Source organism: Agromyces sp. NPDC029043, from assembly GCF_055564615.1.
Genome location: NZ_JBVHVX010000005.1, coordinates 1 through 22,747, shown reverse-complemented (window position 1 = coordinate 22,747; position 22,747 = coordinate 1). Strand labels below are relative to the sequence as shown.

The 22,747-nt window shown below is 72.0% G+C and carries 27 protein-coding genes; 16 read left to right on the top strand and 11 right to left on the bottom strand.

Going from position 1 to position 22,747, the window contains the following annotated elements:
* Nucleotides 1-6: 6 nt before the first annotated feature.
* Genes ACZ4TW_RS08250 through ACZ4TW_RS08240 form a run of 3 tightly spaced genes read left to right on the top strand, consistent with a single transcriptional unit; the run spans nt 7 to nt 2,077 of the window.
* Nucleotides 7-387, top strand: a complete 381-nt coding sequence (locus ACZ4TW_RS08250) for a YciI family protein (RefSeq protein ID WP_465541925.1) — start codon at nt 7-9, stop codon at nt 385-387.
* A complete protein-coding gene (locus tag ACZ4TW_RS08245; RefSeq protein ID WP_465541923.1) occupies nt 384-1,640 on the top strand; it encodes an RNA polymerase sigma factor in 1,257 nt (418 codons plus the stop codon). The genes ACZ4TW_RS08250 and ACZ4TW_RS08245 overlap by 4 nt, the downstream gene beginning before the upstream one ends.
* The gene (locus ACZ4TW_RS08240; RefSeq protein ID WP_465541921.1) at nt 1,637-2,077 is read left to right on the top strand and encodes a VOC family protein; all 441 of its coding nucleotides are present in this window, start codon (nt 1,637-1,639) and stop codon (nt 2,075-2,077) included. The genes ACZ4TW_RS08245 and ACZ4TW_RS08240 overlap by 4 nt, the downstream gene beginning before the upstream one ends.
* Before the next feature lie 2 nt (nt 2,078-2,079).
* On the opposite strand, the gene ACZ4TW_RS08235 is transcribed toward ACZ4TW_RS08240, so the two are convergent.
* From ACZ4TW_RS08235 to ACZ4TW_RS08220, 4 genes are all read right to left on the bottom strand, one after another.
* A complete protein-coding gene (locus ACZ4TW_RS08235) occupies nt 2,080-2,346 on the bottom strand; it encodes a zinc-ribbon domain-containing protein (RefSeq protein WP_465541919.1) in 267 nt (88 codons plus the stop codon).
* Nucleotides 2,347-2,380: 34 nt separating this feature from the next.
* Nucleotides 2,381-2,731: a metallopeptidase family protein gene (locus ACZ4TW_RS08230; RefSeq protein ID WP_465541918.1), complete on the bottom strand. Its 351-nt coding sequence runs from the start codon at nt 2,729-2,731 to the stop codon at nt 2,381-2,383.
* 64 nt (nt 2,732-2,795) lie between these two features.
* The gene (locus tag ACZ4TW_RS08225) at nt 2,796-3,164 is read right to left on the bottom strand and encodes a nuclear transport factor 2 family protein (protein ID WP_465541916.1); all 369 of its coding nucleotides are present in this window, start codon (nt 3,162-3,164) and stop codon (nt 2,796-2,798) included.
* Between the two features lie 139 nt (nt 3,165-3,303).
* Nucleotides 3,304-3,927: a putative glycolipid-binding domain-containing protein gene (locus ACZ4TW_RS08220; RefSeq protein ID WP_465541914.1), complete on the bottom strand. Its 624-nt coding sequence runs from the start codon at nt 3,925-3,927 to the stop codon at nt 3,304-3,306.
* Nucleotides 3,928-4,099: 172 nt separating this feature from the next.
* On the opposite strand from ACZ4TW_RS08220, the gene ACZ4TW_RS08215 reads away from it, so the two are divergent.
* The 3 genes from ACZ4TW_RS08215 (at nt 4,100) to ACZ4TW_RS08205 (ending at nt 9,017) form a co-directional block, all read left to right on the top strand.
* On the top strand, nt 4,100-6,763 hold the full coding sequence (locus ACZ4TW_RS08215; RefSeq protein ID WP_465541912.1) for a P-loop NTPase fold protein: 2,664 nt from the start codon (nt 4,100-4,102) through the stop codon (nt 6,761-6,763).
* 58 nt (nt 6,764-6,821) lie between these two features.
* Nucleotides 6,822-7,865, top strand: coding sequence for an NADPH:quinone reductase (locus tag ACZ4TW_RS08210; protein ID WP_465541911.1), 1,044 nt, complete (start codon nt 6,822-6,824; stop codon nt 7,863-7,865).
* 210 nt (nt 7,866-8,075) lie between these two features.
* Complete coding sequence (locus tag ACZ4TW_RS08205) at nt 8,076-9,017, top strand: hypothetical protein (protein ID WP_465541910.1); 942 nt, start codon at nt 8,076-8,078, stop codon at nt 9,015-9,017.
* Between the two features lie 22 nt (nt 9,018-9,039).
* Here ACZ4TW_RS08205 and ACZ4TW_RS08200 read toward each other — a convergent pair whose 3' ends face one another.
* Nucleotides 9,040-9,579, bottom strand: coding sequence for a dihydrofolate reductase family protein (locus ACZ4TW_RS08200; RefSeq protein WP_465541909.1), 540 nt, complete (start codon nt 9,577-9,579; stop codon nt 9,040-9,042).
* A gap of 519 nt (nt 9,580-10,098) precedes the next feature.
* Between ACZ4TW_RS08200 and ACZ4TW_RS08195 the strand changes: the two genes are divergently transcribed.
* Complete coding sequence (locus ACZ4TW_RS08195; protein WP_465541907.1) at nt 10,099-10,482, top strand: hypothetical protein; 384 nt, start codon at nt 10,099-10,101, stop codon at nt 10,480-10,482.
* Between the two features lie 33 nt (nt 10,483-10,515).
* Here ACZ4TW_RS08195 and ACZ4TW_RS08190 read toward each other — a convergent pair whose 3' ends face one another.
* Nucleotides 10,516-11,181 (bottom strand): LysE family translocator, encoded by a 666-nt coding sequence (locus ACZ4TW_RS08190; RefSeq protein ID WP_465541905.1) that lies wholly within the window; start codon nt 11,179-11,181, stop codon nt 10,516-10,518.
* A gap of 104 nt (nt 11,182-11,285) precedes the next feature.
* Here ACZ4TW_RS08190 and ACZ4TW_RS08185 point away from each other — a divergent pair, with 104 nt between their 5' ends.
* The 3 genes from ACZ4TW_RS08185 to ACZ4TW_RS08175 are packed head-to-tail and all read left to right on the top strand — an operon-like array spanning nt 11,286 to nt 14,390.
* Nucleotides 11,286-11,738, top strand: a complete 453-nt coding sequence (locus ACZ4TW_RS08185; RefSeq protein WP_465541904.1) for an Lrp/AsnC family transcriptional regulator — start codon at nt 11,286-11,288, stop codon at nt 11,736-11,738.
* A gap of 41 nt (nt 11,739-11,779) precedes the next feature.
* Nucleotides 11,780-13,762 (top strand): acyl-CoA dehydrogenase family protein, encoded by a 1,983-nt coding sequence (locus ACZ4TW_RS08180; RefSeq protein ID WP_465541902.1) that lies wholly within the window; start codon nt 11,780-11,782, stop codon nt 13,760-13,762.
* 49 nt (nt 13,763-13,811) lie between these two features.
* Nucleotides 13,812-14,390, top strand: a complete 579-nt coding sequence (locus ACZ4TW_RS08175; protein ID WP_465541900.1) for an HD domain-containing protein — start codon at nt 13,812-13,814, stop codon at nt 14,388-14,390.
* Here the strand turns inward: ACZ4TW_RS08175 and ACZ4TW_RS08170 are convergent.
* Genes ACZ4TW_RS08170 through ACZ4TW_RS08160 form a run of 3 tightly spaced genes read right to left on the bottom strand, consistent with a single transcriptional unit; the run spans nt 14,384 to nt 16,982 of the window.
* Complete coding sequence (locus tag ACZ4TW_RS08170) at nt 14,384-15,451, bottom strand: winged helix DNA-binding domain-containing protein (protein WP_465541898.1); 1,068 nt, start codon at nt 15,449-15,451, stop codon at nt 14,384-14,386. The two genes, ACZ4TW_RS08175 and ACZ4TW_RS08170, sit on opposite strands and share 7 nt — an antisense overlap.
* Nucleotides 15,448-15,903, bottom strand: coding sequence for a recombinase family protein (locus tag ACZ4TW_RS08165; RefSeq protein ID WP_465541896.1), 456 nt, complete (start codon nt 15,901-15,903; stop codon nt 15,448-15,450). The genes ACZ4TW_RS08170 and ACZ4TW_RS08165 overlap by 4 nt, the downstream gene beginning before the upstream one ends.
* A 50-nt stretch (nt 15,904-15,953) precedes the next feature.
* The gene (locus ACZ4TW_RS08160; RefSeq protein ID WP_465541895.1) at nt 15,954-16,982 is read right to left on the bottom strand and encodes an NAD(P)-dependent alcohol dehydrogenase; all 1,029 of its coding nucleotides are present in this window, start codon (nt 16,980-16,982) and stop codon (nt 15,954-15,956) included.
* A 102-nt stretch (nt 16,983-17,084) separates the two neighbouring features.
* On the opposite strand from ACZ4TW_RS08160, the gene ACZ4TW_RS08155 reads away from it, so the two are divergent.
* Nucleotides 17,085-17,786, top strand: coding sequence for a TetR/AcrR family transcriptional regulator C-terminal domain-containing protein (locus tag ACZ4TW_RS08155; protein WP_465541893.1), 702 nt, complete (start codon nt 17,085-17,087; stop codon nt 17,784-17,786).
* On the opposite strand, the gene ACZ4TW_RS08150 is transcribed toward ACZ4TW_RS08155, so the two are convergent.
* The gene (locus ACZ4TW_RS08150) at nt 17,776-18,651 is read right to left on the bottom strand and encodes an RNA polymerase sigma-70 factor (protein ID WP_465541891.1); all 876 of its coding nucleotides are present in this window, start codon (nt 18,649-18,651) and stop codon (nt 17,776-17,778) included. The two genes, ACZ4TW_RS08155 and ACZ4TW_RS08150, sit on opposite strands and share 11 nt — an antisense overlap.
* Before the next feature lie 200 nt (nt 18,652-18,851).
* Here ACZ4TW_RS08150 and ACZ4TW_RS08145 point away from each other — a divergent pair, with 200 nt between their 5' ends.
* Genes ACZ4TW_RS08145 through ACZ4TW_RS08135 form a run of 3 tightly spaced genes read left to right on the top strand, consistent with a single transcriptional unit; the run spans nt 18,852 to nt 19,959 of the window.
* Nucleotides 18,852-19,235 carry a YciI family protein gene (locus tag ACZ4TW_RS08145; protein WP_465541889.1) on the top strand — a complete coding sequence of 128 codons (384 nt, stop codon included), beginning with the start codon at nt 18,852-18,854 and terminating at the stop codon, nt 19,233-19,235.
* A gap of 34 nt (nt 19,236-19,269) precedes the next feature.
* On the top strand, nt 19,270-19,665 hold the full coding sequence (locus tag ACZ4TW_RS08140; protein WP_465541888.1) for a cupin domain-containing protein: 396 nt from the start codon (nt 19,270-19,272) through the stop codon (nt 19,663-19,665).
* 3 nt (nt 19,666-19,668) lie between these two features.
* The gene (locus ACZ4TW_RS08135) at nt 19,669-19,959 is read left to right on the top strand and encodes a DUF4287 domain-containing protein (RefSeq protein WP_465541886.1); all 291 of its coding nucleotides are present in this window, start codon (nt 19,669-19,671) and stop codon (nt 19,957-19,959) included.
* 41 nt (nt 19,960-20,000) lie between these two features.
* Here the strand turns inward: ACZ4TW_RS08135 and ACZ4TW_RS08130 are convergent, their stop codons facing one another.
* Nucleotides 20,001-20,729, bottom strand: coding sequence for a DUF72 domain-containing protein (locus tag ACZ4TW_RS08130; RefSeq protein ID WP_465541884.1), 729 nt, complete (start codon nt 20,727-20,729; stop codon nt 20,001-20,003).
* Between the two features lie 110 nt (nt 20,730-20,839).
* On the opposite strand from ACZ4TW_RS08130, the gene ACZ4TW_RS08125 reads away from it, so the two are divergent.
* Together ACZ4TW_RS08125 and ectB are read left to right on the top strand one after the other, a co-directional pair.
* Complete coding sequence (locus ACZ4TW_RS08125; RefSeq protein WP_465541882.1) at nt 20,840-21,223, top strand: hypothetical protein; 384 nt, start codon at nt 20,840-20,842, stop codon at nt 21,221-21,223.
* A 79-nt stretch (nt 21,224-21,302) separates the two neighbouring features.
* The gene (gene ectB, locus ACZ4TW_RS08120; protein WP_465541881.1) at nt 21,303-22,592 is read left to right on the top strand and encodes a diaminobutyrate--2-oxoglutarate transaminase; all 1,290 of its coding nucleotides are present in this window, start codon (nt 21,303-21,305) and stop codon (nt 22,590-22,592) included.
* Nucleotides 22,593-22,747: the final 155 nt, after the last annotated feature.

The window sequence follows — 22,747 nt, the reverse complement described above, 5'->3', positions numbered from 1 at the left end:
GTCACGATGCGCTACACGCTGCTGCTGCACTACGCCGAGCAGTCGCCCGAGACGCTCGGCGCCGAGGCCGTCGCCGAGGGCATGCGGCGGATGGCGGCCTACGCGGCAACGCTGCACGACGCCGGGGTGCTGCTCGGCGCGGAGGTCCTGCAGCCGAGCGAGTCGACCACGACGCTGCGCCGGGGCGCCGACCGGCTCCAGGTGCAGGACGGACCGCTCATCGATGCCAAGGAGCAGCTCGGCGGCACGATCGTGATCGACGTGCCCGACCTCGACGCCGCGCTCGAGTGGGCCTCCCAGGCGCCCGCGCTCGACTGGGGTGGGGCGGTCGAGATCCGGCCCGGTGCCGTGCACACCGTCGACGGAACGTGGACGCCGAACCGGTGAGCGACAGGGCGCGCGACGCGGCCTTCGCCGCTGCGGCGCACGCCGCCCGCGAATCGTACGGGCGACTCGTCGCCGTGCTCGCGGCACGCACCGGCGACCTCGCTCTCGCGGAGGACGCCCTCGCCGATGCGTTCGCGACGGCCCTCGAACGCTGGCCGACGAACGGCATCCCCGACAACCCGGAGGGCTGGCTGATCACCGTGGCGCGCAACCGGCAACGCGACGTGTGGAAGTCGGCCGCGGCGCGCACGAGCACGCCGCTCGACTCGGTCGCGGATGGCGCGAGCCCAGCCGGCGCCGACCCCTTCGACGCCGTCGACCCGCACCGCATCCCCGACCGTCGTCTCGAGCTCTGCTTCACCTGCGCGCACCCGGCGATCGACCCGGCGGCGCGCACGCCGCTGATCCTCCACGTCGTGCTCGGATTCGACGCCGCGCAGGTCGCCGCCGCGTACGCCGTCCCGACCGCGACCATGGCGCAGCGTCTCGCGCGCGCGAAGCGGCGCATCGCCCGGGCTCGCATCCCGTTCGTCGTGCCCGACCGGCGCGACATGCCCGAGCGCCTTCCCGCCGTGCTGGAGGCGGTGTACGGCTGCGCGGCGATCACCTGGCGCGACGACGCCGACTCGCTCGCCGGCGAGGCGCGCCACCTCGCGGTGACACTCGCGCGCCTCCTCGATCGCGAGTCCGAGGCGTGGGCGCTCGCCGCGCTCGTGACGCTCTCGCTCGCCCGGCCACGGTCGGGGTCCTACGTACCGCTCGAGGAGCAGCCGCCGACATCCTGGGACGCCCGACTCATCGACGAGGGCGAAGGGTGCCTGCGGCGTGCAGTCGCCCTTCGCGGCTCGGCCGCGCCCGGCCGCTTCGAGCTCGAGGCGGCCATCCAGGCCGTGCACCTCGACCGTCGACGCACCGGCACGGTCGACTGGTCCGCGCTGCGCACGCTGTACTCGGCGCTGCTCGCGGTCGCGCCGAGCCTGGGCGCGCGAGTGGCCGCCGCCGCCGTCATCGGGCGAACGGATGGCGCGGCCGCCGGGCTCGCCGCCCTGCCGCCCGACGGTGCGTCGTTCCAGCCGTGGTGGGCGACGGGCGCCGACCTGCTGCGCCGCGCCGGCCGAGAGGTCGAGGCGGATGTCGCCTACCGGCGCGCGATCGAGCTGACCCGCGAACCCGAAGTGAAGGTGTTCCTGGAGCAGCGCGGAGCCGGCGTCGTGCCGCCGGTGTCGCCGGGCGGCCCTAGTCTCGCCCCATGACCATCCAGCGCATGGACAACGTCGCCATCGTCGTCGACGACCTCGACGCGGCGATCGCCTTCTTCACCGATCTCGGCATGGAGCTCGAGGGCCGCGCGCCGATCGAGGGCCTCTTCGCCGACCAGACGGTCGGGCTCGACGGCATCCGCAGCGAGATCGCGATGATGCGCACGCCCGACGGCCACGGCAGGCTCGAGCTGACGAAGTACCACCACCCCGAGGCATCGCCCACGTCACCGGCGGCCCTGCCGCCCAACACCCTGGGACTGCATCGGGTGATGTTCGCGGTCGACGACCTCGACGACACGCTCGCGCGGCTGCGGCCGCACGGGGCCGAGCCGCTTCGCGAGGTCGCGACCTACGAGGATGCCTACCGGCTCTGCTACGTTCGCGGGCCGGCCGGCATCATCGTGGCGCTGGCGCAGCAGATCGGGTGAGCTCAGGCGGCCGGTGCCGGCGGCCGGCCGTGCGCGGCCAGGTCGGCGGCGCGCTTCGCCGCCTCGCGGCTGAGCTCGGTGGTCCACCCGCAGTTCGAGCAGATCATGACGTAGCGCCGCCCGAAGGTGAACAGCGGGAGGAAGAACAGCCAGAGCCGACTGCCGCTCTCGACGATGTGCTGCGCGGCCTGCTCGTGGCAGTGGTCGCAGCGCAGGTGCGCCACGGCGATCTCGCGTTCGCGCGGGAAGACGCCGATGAAGAGGAACATCCTCCGATCGTACGGAGGTCGCCTGAGAGCCCGGCTACGCCCACCCGAGCTGGCGGAGCCGCGCGTCGTCGAGGCCGAAGTAGTGGCCGATCTCGTGCACGAGCGTGACGTGCACGCGGGCCCGAAGCGCGTCGAGGTCGGCGCTGTGCTCCTGCAGGTTGTTCTTGAAGAGCGTGATCCGGTCGGGAAGCTCGCCGAAGCCGTACACGCCGCGCGTGGTCAGCGGGTGCCCGCGGTACTGCCCGAACAGCCGCGGGCGCTCACCCAGCGGCTGGTTCTCGACGACGATCGCGATGTTCTCGAGCCCGCGGACCATGTCGTCGGGCAGCGCGTCGAACTCCTCGGCGACCATCCGCTCGAAGTCGTCATCGGAGATCTCGACCATGCGTCGATTCTCCCGCTGCCCGCGGGTGCCACAGCAGGCCGAACAGCGCGCCGGCGCCGTCGGCTCAGCTCGGAAGCTCGATCGTGTACGACACGATCTCGGTGATGCGCCCGTCGTCGGCGAAGTCGTAGACGTCGCAGGATGCCACGATCGAGACGTCGCCCTGGGCGTCGGTGTACCTCGCCAGGCTGTCGACCACCACGCTCTCCTCGCCGACGACCGTGCGAAAGCGCTGGAACTCGGTCGTCACGGCGGCCAGGTCGGCGGCGGTGCGCTCGATCGCCTTCTTCACGGCCTTCCGCCCGATGAGCGGATCGGAGCCGACCACCGTCCAGATGATGTCGTCGGCGAGATGCGGCATCGCGAGCTCGAAGCGGTGGCTCGAGAACGCTCGGGCGATCTTCTCGGTCGTGAGGTCGGTCATGACGTCCATGTGGTTGCCCCCTCGCGCGGCATCCCGCGCCTTCGCGGATGACGGATGCGATCAGCCTCATCCGGTCGACCGCCGCCGTCAAGTGCCGGGGGGCGGATGGATCGTCCCGAGGTCGACGTCCACCTGGCACGCGAGCTCGTCAGTACCGGATGTCGACCAGTCGCCCGATGCCCGGATAGTCGACCACCAGCCCCTCCGCGTCGACGACGAGGTCGGCCGCGAAGTCGTCGTCGAGGCTGCGGAACCGCACGCGACGTCGGCCGTCGATCGTCATCGACGCGTACCCCTGATCGCTGCGGATGACGCGGAGCGACGGCACCTCGACCCAGGCCATCACCAGCGCCGTCTCGGGGACATCGGCCTCGAGCAGTCCGAGTCGGCGGATCGGCATCGTGTTCGTGAGCGGACACAGGCCGAGGTCGCAGTCGAGCGCCCCCGCGACGCTCGCCGGGTCGGCCAGCCCCGCGGCCGGCAGGTCGACGTCGCCCGACTGCCGCACGTGCGCGTGCCACTCGCCCTCCGGCGAGCGCTCGAGGTCGAGGGAACGCCGCCAGCCGAAGCCGCGGGCGGTCACGCGCAGCGCGCGGGTGCGCCATCCGTCGCCGACCTCGAGCTCCCAATCGGTGACGTACGAGGCGGCACGGGCGCCGCCGATCGCGTGCAGGCCCCCGACGCCGAAGCGCACGCTCGCGGCCTCGATCCGCTCCGAGTCGTCGCCGACCCACGTCCGGAGCCGCGCCCTGGCGTGCTCGAGTTCGCCCATCGGTTCCCCCCACCGGTGATGCCTCCATCATGGACGCTGCGCCGAGGAGGTCGAGCGCCGTCAGTCGAAGGGAGGACTTGACGGATCCTCACCTTCAGGGCCATCGTGACGCTCAGAGGCGCCTGGCAGGTCGCGCAGCGCACGTCGCGGCGGTGTGGACGGGGGGTTCACCATGGGGGCAGATCTCTCGAGCTCGGTTCAGCAAGCGCTCGACTGGGCGAACGCCGTCGCACGGGTTCGGCAGGACGTGCCGCCGGGCGAGGACCCGGCGTTCGTCGACGAGCGGGACCTCTTCGTCGGCATCCTCCTCGCCCACCCCGACCGCGACGGCGAACTCCCGGCCCTGCTCGACCACTTCGGCATCACGGTTCGCGATGTCGTCGGCGAGGCGTACGGCCGCGTGAACTCGGCGACGCTCGCGGCCGTGCTGCCGTACGTCTCCCCCGGAGTCCAGTCATTCGACGACCCGTCGCTCGGCAGCGTGTTCGAGGTGGCGGCGAGCTACTCGGGAGGCCGGGTCCAGCTCCTGCACCTCCTGGGTGCCATGCTCTCGTCGCGAAGCGAGCTCACGCCGCAACTCGACGACGCCTTCACCCAAGTCGGCGAGAACCTGCAGTCGATCGCCGACTCGTACCTGAACTGGCTCCGGACGGAGCCCCAGAATCGCGGCGTCGCCGGGGCTTCCCTTCGTGACTGGCTGCGGCAGAACAACGCACGGACGCCGGTGGGGGTGGCGGGCTTCGCCACCGACGACGTACCGGGGCAGCCGCTCGTGCAGCCGCGCGACCTCGTCGGCATCTCGCCGGAAGCGAATGCGCTGGCGTACCTCGTGGCGTCGCAGAACCTGGTGCCGCCGCTCGCCATCGGACTGTTCGGCGACTGGGGCGCGGGCAAGAGCTTCCTCATGCGCGACGTGCGCACTCGCATCGATCGGCTGTCGCAGCTCGCCCAGGACCAGTCGCCATCCGTCGCCGCCTCGCAGCCCACCATCCGGCACATCGAGTTCAACGCCTGGGAGTACATCCAGGGCGATCTCTGGGCCGCGCTGCTCGAGAAGGTCTTCACGGCGCTGGACACCGAGCGCATCGAGGCCAGCCTGCTGACGGAACGGCGGAAGCCGATCCGCGACGAGCTCGAGCAGCAGGAGAAGGCGCTCAGCGAGGCTCGAGACCTCGCTCGAGGACTGGAGGAACGTCGTGCGCGGGCCGAGGCCGACGTGGCGAAGGCGCGAGCCGAACTGCAACAGCGTGAGGCGGAGGCGGCCGACGAGTCCCGCCGGGCCGCGGCCGCGAAGAAGGTCGTCACCGAGTCACTCACCGACCAGTGGGATGCGGTTCGCCTCGAGGGGCTCGGCTCGAACCTCGATGACCTGGCGCGCGCCCTCCAAGACGCGTGGAAGGAACTCCGTCTCGGGAACGCGGTGCTCGGTCCGTACTGGCGTCGGCCACGCCACCTGATCTTGTTCGTGCTGCTCGTGCTCGTTCCGCCGGCGATCACGTGGGCGCTGCAGTGGTTCACCGACATCCCCGCCGTCAGCGCCGCGGTCACCGCCCTCGCCCTGGCAGCCTCGGTGCTCACGGTGTGGCTGCGCTCGGTGACCGGCTGGATCCGAACCCAACGCCTCAAGATCGAGTCCGCCCAGGCGAAGGTGCGGGCACTCCTGCAAGCACCGGTCGACGAGGCACGAGGAAACCTGGCCGAGGCGGAGGCACGACTGCGGGAGGCCGAGAGCGAGACGGCGCAGCAGCTGACGGTCGTCGCCGCCGAGGAGGCACGCGCTGAACGCCTCGGCAACGAGCTCGACGCGCTCACGCCCGGCAGGGTGCTCGTGGAGTTCGCCGCCGAGCGCAGCACCGACTACCGGTCCAAGCTCGGCCTGCTCGGACGCGTGCGCGAGGACCTCACCCGGCTTCGGGACGAGATCGCGGAGAACAACGGGCGCCGAGCCGGCGGCGCATCCGCCGAGTACGACGCGACGGTGCCCGACCGGATCGTGCTCTACATCGACGACCTCGATCGTTGCCCGCCCCACAAGGTCGTCCAGGTCCTCGAGGCGGTGCACCTGCTCCTGGCATTCCCCATGTTCGTCGTCTTCGTCGCCGTCGACTCGCGCTGGCTCAGTTCGGCGCTGATCGAGGAGCTGCATGCGCTGAAGACCACGACCTATCCCCGGTCGACCCTGCGCACCGACACGCCGACGGCGCGCGACTACCTCGAGAAGATCTTCCAGCTGGCGTTCTGGGTGCAGCCGCTCTCCCTCACCGAACGCAGCAACATCGTCTCCGGGCTCCTGGCGCCCGTGGTGCGGTCGGAGCGCGCAGGCACGGGCACGGCTGAGGAAGGACCCGACCTCGGTCGCGAGCAGGCCGACGCGCTGCAGCGCATGCTCGACCAGAGCGGCCGGGGGCTCCGCCTCGAGACCAGCACACTCTCGCTTTCGCGCGACGAGTACGAGTTCGTGACGAGCCTCGGGCCGCTGCTCGGCGACACGCCCCGCCGCGTGAAGCGGTTCGTCAACACCGTGCAGTTCCTCCTCTCCATCCAACCCTCGCTGGGGTCAGCCGGCGAGCGTCCACCCCGGCAGTCCGTCGCGCTGTTCGCCGCCATCCACCAGGGCCTGCCGACTGTCGCCCAGGAGGCGTTCGACCCCGAGAACGGGTCGTTGACGTTGACGCAGGTGCTGGCATCCGCCTCGATCGCGGAGGTCGAGAGGATGTCGCTCGACGCCTGGCTCGCGGTCCCCGGTCATCAGCCGTGGAAGCAGGTCCGCGTCGGCGAGATCGAGAGCCACGGCGAGATGGTGCAACGCCTCGGCTTCGACCGACCCCGCCTGTGACCGAGACCCCGTTCGAGGCGGCCGGAAGAACTCCGGCCCGACCGGCGTTGCCTCCCACATGAGAGCGATCGCGTACTCCGAGACCGGCCCGTCGTCCGTCCTGCGGCTCGTCGAGCGCGACATCCCGCAACCCGGCCCGAACGAGGTGCGCGTGCGCATCGTCGTCTCGGGCGTGAACCCCACCGACTGGAAGGCGCGCGCCGGCGCCCGGGCGGGCCGCCCGACGCCCTTCGACGAGGTCGTGCCGAACCAGGATGGCGCCGGCGTGGTCGACGCCGTCGGCGACGACGTGAACGGCATCGCGATCGGCGACCGGGTGTGGGCGTTCCTCGCCGCGCACGAACGGCCCACCGGCACCGCGCAGGAGTTCGCGGTACTGCCCGCCGCCCGGGTCGTGCCGCTCCCGGACTCCGCGGGGTTCGAGCTGGGCGCATCGCTCGGCGTCCCCGCCATGACCGCCCACCGTGCGCTCACCATCCACGAGGACGGCCCGTCCCGCCTCCACCCCGGGGCGCTCACCGGACGCACCGTGCTCGTCGCCGGCGGCGCCGGCGCGGTCGGGCACGCCGCGATCCAGCTCGCCCGCTGGGCCGGCGCCCGCGTGATCACCACCGTCAGCTCGCCCGAGAAGGCCGCCCTCGCCACCGCGGCCGGCGCCCACCACGTCGTGAACTACCGAGCGGATGACGCGGCCGCCGCCATCCGCGCCATCGCGCCCGACGGGGTCGACCACGTCGTCGAGGTCTCGCCCGCCCGCAACGCCGCCCTGAACGCGAAGGTCATCGCCAACCACGGCTCGATCTCGGTGTACGCGACGGATGGCGGCGCCGAGGTGACCCTCGACGTGCGCCACCACTTCGCGCTCAACGCCCGCTACCAGTTCCTGCTGCTCTACACGGTCGGCGGGGCCGCGCTCACCGCCGCGGCGGAGGACGTCACGCGTGCCGTCGAGGACGGCGCGCTGCCCGTGGGCGAGGCGGCGGGCCTGCCGCTCACGCGGTTCCCGCTCGAGCGCGCCGCCGAGGCGCACGACGCGGTCGAGGCGGGCACGGTAGGGAAGGTGCTGATCGACGTGGCGCCGGATGGCGACGCAGCATCCTGAGCGTCGAGGTCACCGGGGACCTCGAACCCACTCCTCACGGAGTCGATGTGCGCGTCGCTGCGCCCGACCTCAGCCCGTCGACCTGGTCAGCCTCGCCGGGCGAAGCTCACCGACTCGACGCCGATCGACTTTGTGTCGAGCTCTTACTGCGACCGACAGCCCCGACGCCGTGAGGGCGGGCATGTCGGTGGCTTGCGAGAGCATGCGGGAATGAACGACGACGTCATCGACTGGCTGCTCCACGCCGACCCCGCCATCACGTGGCAGGTGCGACGCGACGTGCTCGACGAACCGGCCGAGACCGTCGCCGCCGAACGCGCCCGGGTCGCGACCGAGGGATGGGGCCGCGACATCCTCGCCCTGCAGGATGCGAACGGGTACTGGGGCAACGCGGTCTACGGCGACCGCCGCGAACGCGACACGGTGATGTGGACGCTGCACGTGCTGCTCCGGTTCGGCATCGATCCCAGCGCGCCCGAGGTACGAGAGGCGATCGAGAAGGTTCGAGACCACGTCACGTGGCCCGCCGATGTCGGCGGACGCCCGTTCTTCGAGGGCGAGGTCGAGGAGTGCGTGAACGGCGGCGTGCTGAGCTACGCCGCCTATTTCGGCGCGATCGATGCCGGCACCGAGCGCATCGTGGCGCGCCTGCTCGACCAACGCCGCGACGACGGCGGATGGAACTGCGCACCGCCCAGGCCGACGCACCGCTCGTCGTTCGACAGCACGCTGTGCGTGCTCGAGGGGCTCCGCGCCTACCAGCGGGCCACCGGGTCGACCGATGGCGCGCTCGCCGACGCCATCCATGCGGGCGAGGAGTACCTCCTCGAACGTCACCTCTTCCTGCGCAAGTCGACCGGCGAGGTGGCGAACGACCGGTACACCGACTTCGCCTTCCCGATGTACTGGTTCTACGACGTGCTGCGCTCGCTCGAGCACTTCCGGCTCGACGGTGGCGAGCCCGACCCGCGCCTGGCGCCCGCGGTCGACCTGCTGCGCTCGCGACGCGGGTCAGACGGGCGCTGGCCCGCCGGCCCGCAGCGCCCCGCGTTGCGCAGCTGGGTGCTCGAGAAGCCCAAGGGCGAAGCCAGCCGCTGGAACACGCTCCGCGCACTCCGGGTGCTGAGGTGGGCCGCACCGGAGGCCGCCTGACGGCGCCGCGCCGCACCTGAGGTCACGGCCTCGTCGGCGCGTACCTCGCGAGGATGATGCCCGACTCGGTGGTCTCCACGCCGAGCAGGCGAAGGCCGACGAAATGCGGCGTCCGCAGCCGCTCCTCGCCGTCGCCCACCATGAACGGGTGGATGCCCGCGTGGACCTCGTCGACCAGCTCGGCATCCACGAGCTCGGCGGCCAGCTCGCCGTAGCCGTGCGAGACGATCGAGTCGTACCGGTCGCGCAGCCCACGCACCGCCTCGGCGACGTCGCCCTCGATGAGCGTCGCGTTCCAGTCGAGCGGACCGGTCAGCGTCCGCGACGCCACGTACTTCGGGAGGGCGTTGTAGTGCGCGGCGAAGCCCCGGTCGTCGGTCTGCGCGGGCCAGTATTCGCGGAAGAACTCGTAGGCCTTGCGGCCCACCAGCACCGCATCGGCCCCGAACACGAGCTCGTCGGACGCGCGCTGGAGGCCCGGATCCTCAGGATCGAACCACTGCTCCATCTGGTCGAACACGCCGTCGAGAGTCATCTCGAACGAGATCGTCACCTTGCCCATGCGCCCAGCATCCTCCTGTCGACGCCGGATGTCACCGTCACGCGTGGCAGAGACGTTGACGCACCCAGTCCGCGGCATCCGCTTGGGAGAGCTCGCCCGATCGGATGAGCCGGGTGAACTCGATCGCCTCGTCGCTCAGTCTCCCGTCGGCGCTGTCGGGCGCATCCCGCAGCACGTGGATCGCGAGCCAGCGCGTGACGCCGCCGCCGAGCCGGGCCGCGACCGCGACCGTGCCCGCGAAGTGCCGCGCCTGGCCGTCGCTGTCGTCGTCGACCGCCCGGTGGAAGCCGCTCCCGCGAGCCGGTTGCGGCCGCCGAACGCCGCGTCGAACAGCCAGATAGGGCCGCGACGCACCCCGACCGCCCGCCCGAGCTCCTTCAGGAATCGCCGGCTCGGGTAGCCGCGCTCGGCGAGGCGGTCGATCGAATCGGCGAGCGCGGCACAGGCATCCTCGGCATCAGGGTATGCGCCCGCATGCCCGCGCCCGCTGTCAGCACGCGCCGCCGATATCCTCGTGCCGTGACCCCCGCCGCCGTCGCCGCCCTCGCCCTCACCGTCATCCTCGCCGTGCTGGCGCTGTTCCAGTTCGCGCTCGTGCTCGGCGCACCGATCGGCCGGTTCGCGTGGGGTGGCCAGCACCGCGTGCTGCCGGCGCGGCTGCGCGTCGGCAGCGCCGTCTCGATCGTGATCTACGCCCTCATCGCGGTCCTCGCGCTCGACCGTGCCGGTCTGATCGACGTGGTGCCCGACGCCGTCGCGACCGTCGGCATGTGGGTCATGTTCGCCTACTTCGTGATCGGCATCCCGCTCAACGCGCTCTCGCGCAGCCGACCCGAGCGGTTCACCATGACGCCGATCGTGACAGTGCTCGCGGTGCTCAGCCTGATCGTCGCGCTCGGCTGAGCCGCGCCTCACGACCGACGGTGCCCCGCCTCCTCACGCGGCGACGAGATGCGACACCTGCTCGACCACCAGGACCCCGGCGAGCGCGATCATCGCCGCGCCCGAGACGCGCGAGACGACGCGCGTCGCTGACGGCCGCGCCCGCAGCACCGCCCGCGCGCTCACGCCGACGACGGAGTACACGAGCGCGCAGCTGCCCACGAAGATGAGGCCGAGCACCGCGAGCTGCACCGGGATCGGCCAGGCGCCCGCGCCATCCGTGAACTGGGGCAGCAGCACGACGAGCACCAGCAGCCCCTTCGGGTTCAGTCCGCTGACGCCCGCGCCCTGCGCGAGCCGGAGCCAGGCGCGCGAACCGGGCGTCGACGTCGCACCCGACGCGGCGGTGCCATCCGCCCCCGCCGTCACGGCCGCCATCGCCGGCGGCCGACGCAGCACGCGCACGCCGAGGTACGTGAGGTAGCCCGCCGCCGTGAACGTCAGCGCGATGAGCACCCCCGGCAGCGCCGCGACCGCCGCCCCGACGCCGACCGCGACCGCCGTGACGGCCGCGAGGTAGCCGAGCAGGATGCCGCCCAGCGACGGCACGATGCTGCGCTCCTGCGTCCCCGCGGCGAGGATGTACGCCCAGTCCGGGCCGGGCAGGAGCACCATCAGGGTCATCATGCCCCAGCAGGCGAGCAGCAGCTGTACGTCCACGTCCCGATCCCTCTCCTGGTGATGGGTCGAACCTAGAACGGATGTCGCAGAAGACGCTTGCGACTTCATCCTGTCCGCGGCCTTCGCGTGGAAGAATCAACCTCATGGACGCCATCGATCGGAGAATCCTTGCCGAGCTGCAGCACGACGGCCGGCTGAGCCTCACCGAGCTCGCCGAGCGCGTGCAGCTCAGCATGTCGCCGACCCACCGCCGGCTGCGTGCGCTCGAGGCCTCCGGCGCGATCACCGGGTACCGCGCCGTGATCGACCCCGAGGTCGTCGGCCTCGGCTTCGGCGCGCTCGTGTTCGTCACCATGGAGCAGGCGAATCGCGCCACCGTGCCCGCGTTCGATGCGGCCGTCGCCGAGATCCCCGAGGTGATCCAGGCGCTCCGCCTCTTCGGCGACCCCGACTACCTGCTCCGCGTCGCGGTGCGCGACCTGCCCGCGTACCAGCGGCTGTGGGACGAGCAGCTCTCGGCACTGCCGGGCGTGCGGCGCGTCGAGTCGACGCTGGTCATGAAGACGATCGTCGACGACCGGGCACTGCCGATCTGAGCGCGAAGCGGCGTAGATTGGCCACGAACGAGGAGGTTCGCGTGAGCGCCATCCGTGAGTCCACCGTCTCCCAGGCCGATGCCGCCGCGACGACGCCGCCGCACGTCGACGAGCAGCAGTCCCGTGCGGTGGCCGAGGCCGCGCGCGAACAGGAGTGGCGGAAGCCGAGCTTCGCCCGGGGCCTGTACCTCGGGCAGTTCGACCTCTCGCTGATCCACCCGCACCCGCGACCGGCACCTGAACGCGTCGAGCGCGGTGAACGATTCCTCGCCGAGCTCGAGCAGTACCTGCGCACGGTCGACGGGGCGGCCATCGAGCGCGAGGCGCGCATCCCCGACGAGGTCTACCGCGGCCTCGCCGACCTCGGATGCTTCGGCATGAAGATCCCCGTCGAGTACGGCGGCCTCGGACTCGGGCAGTACTACTACAACCACGCGCTGAAGCTGATCGGCTCCGTCAACGCGGGCATCGTCGCCCTGCTGTCGGCGCACCAGTCGGTGGGCGTGCCCGAACCGCTCGTGCTGGCGGGCACCGAGGAGCAGAAGCGCCGGTTCCTGCCGCGCTGCGCGGCCGGCGCGATCAGCGCCTTCCTGCTCACCGAGCCCGAGGTGGGTTCCGACCCGGCGCGGCTGCGGGCCACCGCCGTGCCGACCGACGACGGCGAGGCGTACGTGCTGGACGGCACGAAGCTCTGGACCACGAACGGCGTCGTCGCCGAACTGCTCGTCGTCATGGCGCGCGTCCCGGCGTCCGAGGGGCACCGCGGCGGCATCTCGGCGTTCGTGGTCGAGGCCGACTCCCCCGGCATCACGGTGCACCGCCGCAACGCGTTCATGGGCCTGCGCGGGCTCGAGAACGGGCTGACGACGATGCGCGACGTGCGCGTGCCGGCCGAGAACCTGATCGGCCGCGAGGGCGAGGGCCTGAAGATCGCGCTGACGACGCTCAACGCCGGACGGCTGGCGATCCCGGCGATCTGCGCCGGGGCCGGGAAGTGGAGCCTGAAGATCGCGCGCGAGTGGTCGAAGGCGCGCGTGCAGTGGGGCCGGCCCGTGGGCGAGCACGCGGCGATGGCGCACAAGATCGCCTTCATCGCCGCGACGACCTTCGCGCTCGAGGCGGTCGTCGACCTCTCGGGCGTCCTCGCCGACGAGGACCGCAAGGACATCCGCATCGAGGCGGCGCTCGCGAAGATGTGGGCCTCCGAGATGGGATGGCGCATCGGCGACGAGCTCGTGCAGATCCGGGGCGGCCGCGGATTCGAGACCGCGGCCTCGCTCGCGGCGCGCGGCGAGCGCGCCGTGCCCGCCGAGCAGATGCTCCGCGACCTGCGCATCAACCGCATCTTCGAGGGCTCGACCGAGATCATGCGCCTCCTGATCGCTCGCGAGGCCGTCGACGCGCACCTGAAGGCCGCCGGCGATCTCATCGACCCCGCGCAGGACCTGGCCGGCAAGCTCAGGGCCGCCGTCTCGGCGAGCGGATTCTACGCCAAGTGGTTGCCGCAGCTGGTCGCCGGCAAGGGCGACCTGCCGATGTCGTACGACGAGTTCGGCGCGCTCGCACCGCACCTGCGCTACGTCGAGCGCACGAGCCGCAAGCTCGCGCGCGAGACCTTCTACGGGATGGCGCGCTGGCAGGGCGGCCTCGAGAAGAAGCAGGGATTCCTCGCGCGCGTCGTCGACATCGGCGCCGAGCTGTTCGCCGTGTCGGCGTCGTGCGTGCGCGCCGCCATGATCGCCGCCGACACGCCGGAGCAGGGAAAGGCCGCCCACCAGCTCGCCGACACGTTCGCCGAGCAGTCCCGCCATCGCACCGAGCGGCTGCTCGACGAGCTCTGGCGCAACACGGATGCCGCCGACGAACGCCTCGCCTCGCGGGTGCTCGACGGCGCGTACGCCTGGCTCGAGGAGGGGATCATCGACACGAGCGAGGGCACCGGGCCGTGGATCACCGAGGAGGTGCCGGCCGACGCGTCCGAGAACGTCGCGCGCCGCGTCATCCGCTCGACCGAGGAGTCGTAGCATCGCCCGCCCGGCATCCGATCACGAGGCGGGCGCCGCCCTGCTCGCGGTGGCGCGGCACGCCCGGGTGCCGTCGGAGGCCCTCCGCGAGGACGGCCTGATCGACGCCATCCCCGAGCTCACGGCCCTCGGCGAGACGCCGCAGGATCCGTACTGGCACCCCGAGGGCGACGTGCTCGTGCACTCGCTGTGGGCCGCCGATCTCGCGGCGTCCCACGCCGACGAGCACGACGTCGAGGCCGATCGGCGCGAACGACTCGTGCTGGCCGCCCTCGTCCACGACATCGGCAAGCCGAAGACCACCCGCCACCTGAACGGACGCATCTCCTCGCACGGCCACGCCGAACAGGGCGCCGAGGTGTTCCGTGAACTGGGCCGCAGGCTCGCCCTGCCGCGTCCCCTCGTCGAGGCGGTCTCGACGATCGTCGAGACGCACATGGCGCATCTCTCGGTGCGTGGCGAGCCGAGCCCCCGGGCGGTGCGGCGGCTCATCCACCGGCTGCAGGCGGCCGGCACGTCGCTCGACGACTGGGGCGTGGTCGTGCGATGCGACGGGGCGGCGCGCGGGCCTGCGGCTCGCCCGGATGCCTCGGAGCCGTGGCGTCGCGTCGCGGCCCGGCTTCACTGAGCGGTGAGTTGCACGCGTGGTTCGAGGCGGAGGAACTCGCCGTACCGGGCGGCGGCCTCGTCGATCGCCGCGAGTTCGTCCGCTCGCAGCGTGCGGAACGGCCGGAGCTCGAAGGTGACCGCGGTCGCCGTGACGGTGCGGCGCATGCCGGCGACCAGTTGGGCGTCGACCAGGGCCATCCCCATGGCGGATTCGCGACCGCGGTCGGTGAGGCGATCGGCGTCGATCACGAGCCGCGAGTCCTGGTAGCCGCGGTACATCTCGTCGAGCAGCTGCAGCAGGTGGCCCTCGGGCGTGGCCGGCCCCGGGACCTCGCCGGGGGCGTGCCAGAACGTGCGCCCGTCATGCTCGAACGAGTCGAGCCGGTCGACGGCGACGGCGAGCCCCCGGCGCACGTCGGCCAGGGTGAGCGTCGCCCAGTACGCGAGATCGCGCTCGGTGGCCGGGCCGTGCGAGGTGAAGTACCGGAGGGCGAGCTCGGCGAGCGCCTCGTCGCGCTCGAGGCGCCTCGACGCGGGCGCGCGGTCGTCGAGGAGCGCGTAGGTGTGCTCGCCGTCGCGGGGGACCCCGCTGCACACCACCGCGTGGAGTTCGAGGTGCGCGAACAGGAGCATCGGCTGCTGGCCCGACAGCTCGGCGCCTCGCTCGGCCAGGGCGGCGACGAGTTCGCCCCGGGTCCGGTCGGGGGTCGCCGCGAGGATCGACGTGACGGCGTCGGTGAGCCGCGACATCCGCTCGGCAAACGGCTGCAACTGCTGGTCGACCACCGGCAGCACGCGCGGCGCGGTGAGCTCGAGCAGCCAGCGGGCGTCGTCGGCGCGCACGTAGTGCCACGTCGGCCGCAGCACATGGGTGCGCAGCACGCGACCGCTCGCGATCGCGCCGGCGAGGTCGTCGCGCTTCGGTGCCGCGGTCCGGGTCGCGACCGCCCACGCCGACTGCGCCGGGTTCTCGGCCTGCATCGCCAGGAGCGAGGCGACCGCCTGCTCGGCATCCGCGACCGGTGCCGCGAGCCGCTGCGAGTGCAGCCGCCAGCGGGCGATGTCGCGGTCGGAGGTCACGCCCGCGCGTCCTCCAGGTGCGGCGCGCCGTGGCTGAGCACCTTGACCACGAGGTTGTGCCTGCGGAGGGTGCGGATGGTGCGCGCGACCTCGTCGGGCGTCCGGCCGAGTGCGCGCTCGTTCACCACCACGAGCACGTCGCCGGCCCGGAGCGTGTCGAACAGGCGGCCGAGCCGCTGCTCCCACGACTCGGGCGCCTCGGGCGTGGGGTAGCGGAAGTCGAGGATCTGCACCCCGAACCGGGCGAGGTCGGTGCGCTGCTCGAGGATCGGCGGCATGTCGTCGCGCGGCACGACGAGGCCGACCAGCCGCGAGCCCTCGGGACGCGCCTTCCACCAGTCGTGGTTGCGCTGCAGCTCCACGAAGCACTCGGGGCAGCCGAGGGCGTGATGGCCCGGCTCGTGCGCGACGCCCCCGGCATCCGTGATCGAACCGGTCGTCTGCTCAGCCATGTCGGAACCCCTTCGTGTCGGTTCCATTCTCGCCGAGCTCCGGGCGCAGTTCACCTCACGCGCAGCACCACGCTGCCGCGCTTGCGGCCCTTGTCGACGTACCGGTGCGCCTCGACGACGTCGTCGAGGTCGAAGGTGCGGTCGATGACGGGGCGCAGCTCGCGCGACTGGGCGAGCTCGGCGATTCGCGCCATCCCGTCGGCGCCGAGATCGCCGCCGCGGTGGTCGACGCGGATGCCGCTGCGCCGCGATTGCCGGCCGGCGGCGAGCATGCCGCGCAGGTCGGCGATGACGAGCAGCAGTGCCCCGCCGGGGCGGATGAGGTGCGCGACGCGCTCGAACGGCGCGTTGCCGACGCACTCGACGACCACGTCGTAGCGGGCGCCGGTGCCGGGCGCGGCGAAGTCCTCCTTCGTGTAGTCCACGACGTGGGCGGCGCCGAGCGAGCGGACGAGGTCGGCGTTGCCGCCGCTCGTCACGGCGGTCACCGTCGCGCCACGACGGGCCGCGAGCTGCACCACGGCTGTGCCGACGGCACCCGACGCGCCGTTCACGAGCACCTCGCTGCCGGGGCCGATCTCGACCTGGTCGAGGTAGCGCACGGCGGTGTGCCCGCCGAAGATCACCGCGGCCGCCTCCTCGAACGAGAGGCCGGAGGGCTTGTGCGCCACCTCGCCCGACTCGGCGACGGTGACGTACTCGGCGTGGCAGCCGAAGCGCGCACCGCGCATGAGGATCACCTCGTCACCGGGCGCGAATCGGGTGACCTCGGCGCCGACGGCCTCGACGACGCCGGCGGCCTCCATGCCCAGCACCCGCACGCGTGGCCGGAAGAACCCGATGGTCGGGCCCACGACGAGACCCAGCCCACGTGGCACTTCGCGCGTGCGCAGCCGATGGTCGGCGATGCTCACGGTCGATGCGTGGACCCGCACGAGCAGTTCGCCGGCTGCGGGGGTGGGCGCGGGGAGCTCGGTGACGCGCACCGCCTCGGGGCCGCCGAAGCGGTCGGCGGTGGCGGCCCGCATCGTCGTGGCGAGGCCAGTGGCGGTCGCGAGTTCGTGGCGTTCGGTGGTCATCATCGGCTCCCTTACTTTGTAAGTCTTACGTCGTAAGATACACCCGTGGCCCGTCGATGTACAGAGCAGTGGCGAAATTCCCTGACGGCGTAAGGTGGAGGCATGCCGACATCGAGGAACCCCACGCGGACGCGACTCAGCCGCGACGGCGTGCTGCGCACGGCACTCGCACTCGCCGACCGCAGCGGCCTCGACGCGCTGACCATGCGAGCGCTGGCCGACGAGCTCGGCGTCGAGGCGATGTCGATCTACTACCACCTGCCGAACAAGAACGCGATCCTCGACGGCGTGGTCGAGGAGGTCTTCGCCGAGATCGAGGCCGAGGTCGGCGGCTTCGCGGTGCCCGAGGCGACGGATGGCGCGAGCTGGGCTCCCGCGCTGCGACACCGGATCCTCGGCGCGCGGCGCGTGCTGCTGCGCCATCCGTGGGCCCCCTGGGTCATGAACGCCCGCGGCGCTCCCGGCCCGAACGCCGCACGCCACGTCGACGGCATCGTCGGCATCATGCGCGCCGGCGGGATGTCGTATGACCTCATCCACCACGCGCTGCACGCGATTGGCAGCCGCGTCTACGGGTACGTGCAGGAGCTCAGCGACGACAGGGCCGCGCCCGCGCCGGTCGAGATCGAGCAGCTGGCGACCTTCGCGCCGAACCTCGCCGCGATGCTCGCCGAGGTGGCGCACGACGACCCCGACTCCACGCTGGGCTGGTGCGACGACCAGACCGAGTTCGAGTTCGGGCTCGACCTGCTGCTCGAGGGACTCGAACGCCGACGCGCCGCTGAGTCCGGCCTCAGCGGGTGAGCGCGGCCTCGACGTCGAGCCGTGCGAGCTTGTCGGGGTTCGCGACCGAGTAGATCCGCGTGATGCGCCCGCCCTCGACGGTCAGGCTGACCACGCCGAACAGCACCCCGTCGACCTCGATCTTCAGCGCCGGCGCGCCGTTGACCAGCACGCGCGACGCCACCGGCTCGACCCCGTACTTCGCGAGGCCGCCTCGCAGGTACGAGACGATCTTGCCCGCACCGACGATCGGGCGACGGGCTGCGCCGCGCACCTTGCCACCGCCGTCGGCGATCGCGACGACGTCGGGAGCGAGCACGTCCATCAGCGCCTGCAGCTCGCCCGTGTTGAACGCGGCGATGAACCGCTCGAGCACCTCCTCCTGCTCGCTCGGCTCGACCCGCATGCGCGGCCGACGTGCTGCAACGTGCTCCTTCGCCCGGTGCGCGATCTGCCTCACCGCGGCCGGCGACTTGCCGACCGCGTCGGCGATCTCGTCGTACGGCACGTCGAACACCTCGCGCAGTACGAACACCGCGCGCTCGGCCGGGCCGAGCGTCTCGAGCACGGTGAGGGTCGCCATCGACAGGCTCTCGGCGAGCTCGACGTCGGCCGCGACGTCGGGGCCCGTCAGCACCGGCTCGGGCAGCCACTCCCCCACGTACTCCTCGCGGCGCCGCGACAGCGTGCGCAGGTGGTTCAGCGCCTGCCGGGTGACGATGCGAACGAGGTAGGCGCGCGCGTCGCGCACCTCGGCGCGGTCGACGCCGGACCAGCGAAGCCAGGACTCCTGCAGCACGTCTTCGGCGTCGGCGGCCGAGCCGAGCAGCTCGTACGCGACCGTGAACAGCAGGTTGCGGTGGGTGACGAACGGATCGTCGCTCATGGGGCTCACCCTACGTGACACCGCCGATGCTGGAGCGAATGGGCGGCGGTCGGTCCTGGTCACGATGGCCTCCTGTCGTCGGGAACGTGTCGTCGACATGGAGACACCGCAGCGACCGCGAACGTGACACCTGCGCGGCGTCGGCGGTGGCGCGTAACCTGACCCACGAGCCGGCCGACGAGCAGACGAGGAGGTGGCGGATGGCGCGAGGCCCCGACATCCCCGACGCGTTCGACGTCTACACCGTGGTCGTGCTCAGGCGCCCGGCCGATGCGCCCGAGCTGGCCGACGAGGAACTGGATGCGCTCCAGGCACGGCACCTCGCGTACCGCGCCGAGCTGCGTCGTCGAGGCCTCCTGGTGGCGAACGGACCGTTCGACCGCCAGAGCGATGCGTCGTATCGCGGGATGTCGATCTTCGCGTGCGATCCCGCCGAGGCCGCCCGGCTCTCCGACGCCGATCCGTCGGTCATCGCCGGCCGGCTCGCGTACGACGTCATGGAGTGGTGGGTCGCCGCCGAGTCCCTCGCCTTCCCGCAGGCCGGGCACCCGGTCGGCGACCGCCGACCGATGCCCGACGACTGATCACGACCGAACGCACCCACCGAGGAGAGGTCATATGAACGCCGCCGAGATCACCCTCGCGCCGACGATGGAGGCGCCCGCCGACGTCGCGATCGTGCCCGCCGAATCGCTGCGGATCGGTTCCGGGCGCACCCGCCGCTTCGTCGGTCGCGAGCACGGCGCGGGCATCTCCTACTTCTTCGTCGACAACGACCCGGGTCAAGGGCCCGGGCTGCACTGGCATCCGTACCCCGAGACCTGGATCGTGCTCGAGGGCACGGCCGAGATCACGATGGGCGAGCGTCGCCTGGTCGCGAACGTCGGCGACACGGCGACCGTGCCCACCGGAGTGTGGCACCGCTTCGAGAACGTCGGCGACGGGCCGCTGCGCATGCTGTGCATCCACGCGTCCGACGTGATCATCCAGACGTGGGCCGACGAGGAGGAGTGAATCGTGTCGTTCCAGGCGTATCTCGACAACATCGAGGCGAAGACCGGGCTCACGCCCAGGCAGTTCATCGAGCTCGCCGCTGAACGCGGCTTCGGCCCGGGAACCAAGGCGACGCCGATCGTGCAGTGGCTCGCCGACGACTACGGCCTCGGCCGCGGTCACGCGATGGCGCTCGTGCACGTCATCACGAAGGGCCCCGAGATCGGCACCAAGCATGTCGGCACCGACGGCTCCCACCGCGACGCGACCGAGACGCTGTGGCTCGACGGGGCGGCGACCAACCCCGACCGGTGAACGTCCCAGACAGCTGAGCGCACTGCTTCGGATGCAGGTCGTCAGCCGCCGACGAACTCGCGCAGCCTGAGCGCATTGCGGACCGCGTTGCCGAAGCCGTCGTTGTTGAAGTACGCGTACACGTCGCGCCCCGCGCGATCCCATTCGCGGATCCGATCGGCCCACCAGCCGAGGTCGGCGTCAGAGTAGGACCCGCCGTAGAGGTGGTCGTGGTCGGGCCCGTGCAGGCGAACGTACACGAACCCGGCCGTCGCACGCAGGATGCACGGCAGCCCCGCGCCGCTCATCACGCAATACGCGGCACCATGACGCGCGAGCAGCTCGAAGACGCCGTCATCGTTCCAGCTGTCGTGCCGGAACTCCACCGCGACGCGGATCCACGGCGGGATGCGCGCCAGGACGTACTCGAGCCGCGCGTCGTCGCGCTCGAGCGACGGCGGAAGCTGCACGAGGAGCACCGCGCGCCGGTCGCCGAGCTCGTGCCATCCGCTGGCGATGCGGCCGAGCCACGCCTCGGGCGCGTACAGCCGCTTCGCGTGCGTGAGCCCCCGCGGCGCCTTGACCGACATCGCGAAGCCGTCGGGCAGTCGCCGTCGCCAGCTCGCGAAGCCGCGGTCGGATGGCCAGCGGTAGAACGACGCGTTCAACTCGACCGTGCCGAACACGTCGGTGTAGCGACCGAGCCGATGCGCCGGGCGCGTGCCGGGGTCGTAGAGCACGCCGTCCCAGTGGTCGTAGCTCCAGCCCGAGGTCCCGATCCGCACCGTCATCGTTCGACCATCGCGCATCGGATGCCGCGGCGCGCGCCTGTGGTGCCCGGCGTGTCGGATCCGCCCGTTCGGGGGTTCCGCTGCGCGCGCCTTGCACTAGCATGCGGCCCATGGAGCAACGCCGCGGCTGGCTCGCCGGGGTGCCGATGTGGGCGCGCATCGCGGTGCCCGTGTTGCTCGTGATCGTGATCGTCGCAGCGGTGATGGCCGCGATCAGCGCGTCGTCGCGCGACGGTGCCGGCGACGACCCCATGGCGGCCGCCCAGGCGCTCTGCCGTGACGCCGCGCTCGAGGAACTCGAGTCGTTCGACCGCGAGGAGGGCGACGTGTCGAAGTCGCTCGAGGTGACCGAGACGCGCGACGGCGAGTACCGCGTGCAGGGCTCCGCGAGCTACCAGGACGAGGACGGCGAGATGCAGTTCGGGCTCGTGCGATGCGTGGTGCGGGAGGACGACGGCGAGCTGCGGGTGCGGAGCGTGCGCTTCGGGTTCTGAGCGGATGCCGCGTGCACCTCGCTCCCGGCTTGACGCCGTAGTCTCGTTGGACCCCCTTCCCGAGAGGAGACCGCCTGCCATGAGCAGCGCCACCGCGACGAGCGCCACCGCCCTCGACGTCTTCGACCGCCGCGAGTCCGAGGTGCGCGGGTACGTCCGCGCGTTCCCGACCGTGTTCGACCGCGCGACCGGCTCGACCCTCGTCGACGCCGACGGCCGCGAGTACCTCGACTTCTTCGCCGGCGCCGGCGTGCTGAACTACGGGCACAACAACCCGGCGTTCACGCGCGCGCTCATCGAGTACCTCGAGCGCGACGGCATCATCCACGGGCTCGACATGGCGACCTCGGCGAAGCGGGCATTCATCGAGGCGTTCGAGCGCCTCGTGCTCGAGCCGCGAGGGCTCGACCACAAGCTGCAGTTCACCGGTCCGACCGGCGCGAACGCGGTCGAGGCGGCGCTCAAGGTCGCCCGTCAGGCGACCGGCCGCTCGACGGTCGTCGCGTTCACGAACGCGTTCCACGGCCTGAGCCTCGGCTCGCTCGCCGCGACGGGCAACAGCCACTACCGCTCGGCAGCGGGCGTCGGCCTCGACGACATCGCCCGCCTGCCCTACGACGGCTACCTGGGGCCCGATGTCGACACGCTCGACCTGTTCGAGAAGATGCTCGACGACCCGGGCTCGGGCCTCGACCTGCCCGCCGCCGTCATCGTCGAGGCCGTGCAGGGCGAGGGCGGCATCAACGTCGCGAGCGCCTCGTGGCTGCAGCGCCTGCGCGCGATCACCGAGGCCCGCGGCATCCTGCTCATCCTCGATGAGATCCAGGCGGGGGTCGGCCGCACCGGCGCCTTCTTCGCGTTCGAGCACGCCGGTATCGTGCCCGACATCGTGACCGTGTCGAAGTCGATCTCGGGCTCGGGCCTGCCGATGTCGCTCGTGCTCCTCCGACCCGGCGTCGACGTCTGGAAGCCGGGCCAGCACACGGGCACGTTCCGCGGCAACAACCTCGCGTTCGTGTCGGCGCGCGTCGCACTCGAGACCTACTGGGTCGACTCCGAGCTCACCGACGGCGTCGCCGCGAAGGGCGAGCTGCTGCGCACCGAGCTCGAGCGGATCGCCGCCGAGCACCCCGGGCTGGGCTTCGTGGTGCGCGGCCGCGGCCTCATGATGGGCATCGCGTGCGACGCCGATCGCACGCTCGCCGGGCGCGTCTCGAAGGCGGCGTTCGAGCGCGGCCTGGTCATCGAGACATCCGGCGCGTTCGACGAGGTGCTGAAGTTCCTGCCGGCGCTCACGATCACCGAGGACGAGCTGCGGCGCGGCCTCGCGATCGTGCGCGAGAGCCTCGCGGCGGTCCTCGCCGGGTAGTCGCGCGCGTCTGCGAGCGGGGGGGGGGGGGGGAGAGGCGACCCCCCCCCCCCCCCCCCCCCCCCCCCCCAACCACAAACCCCCAGTTTTTTTGGGGGGCCACCAACAAAAAAGAGAAACCACACAAAAAAAAAGAATGACACTCACCCCGCAGC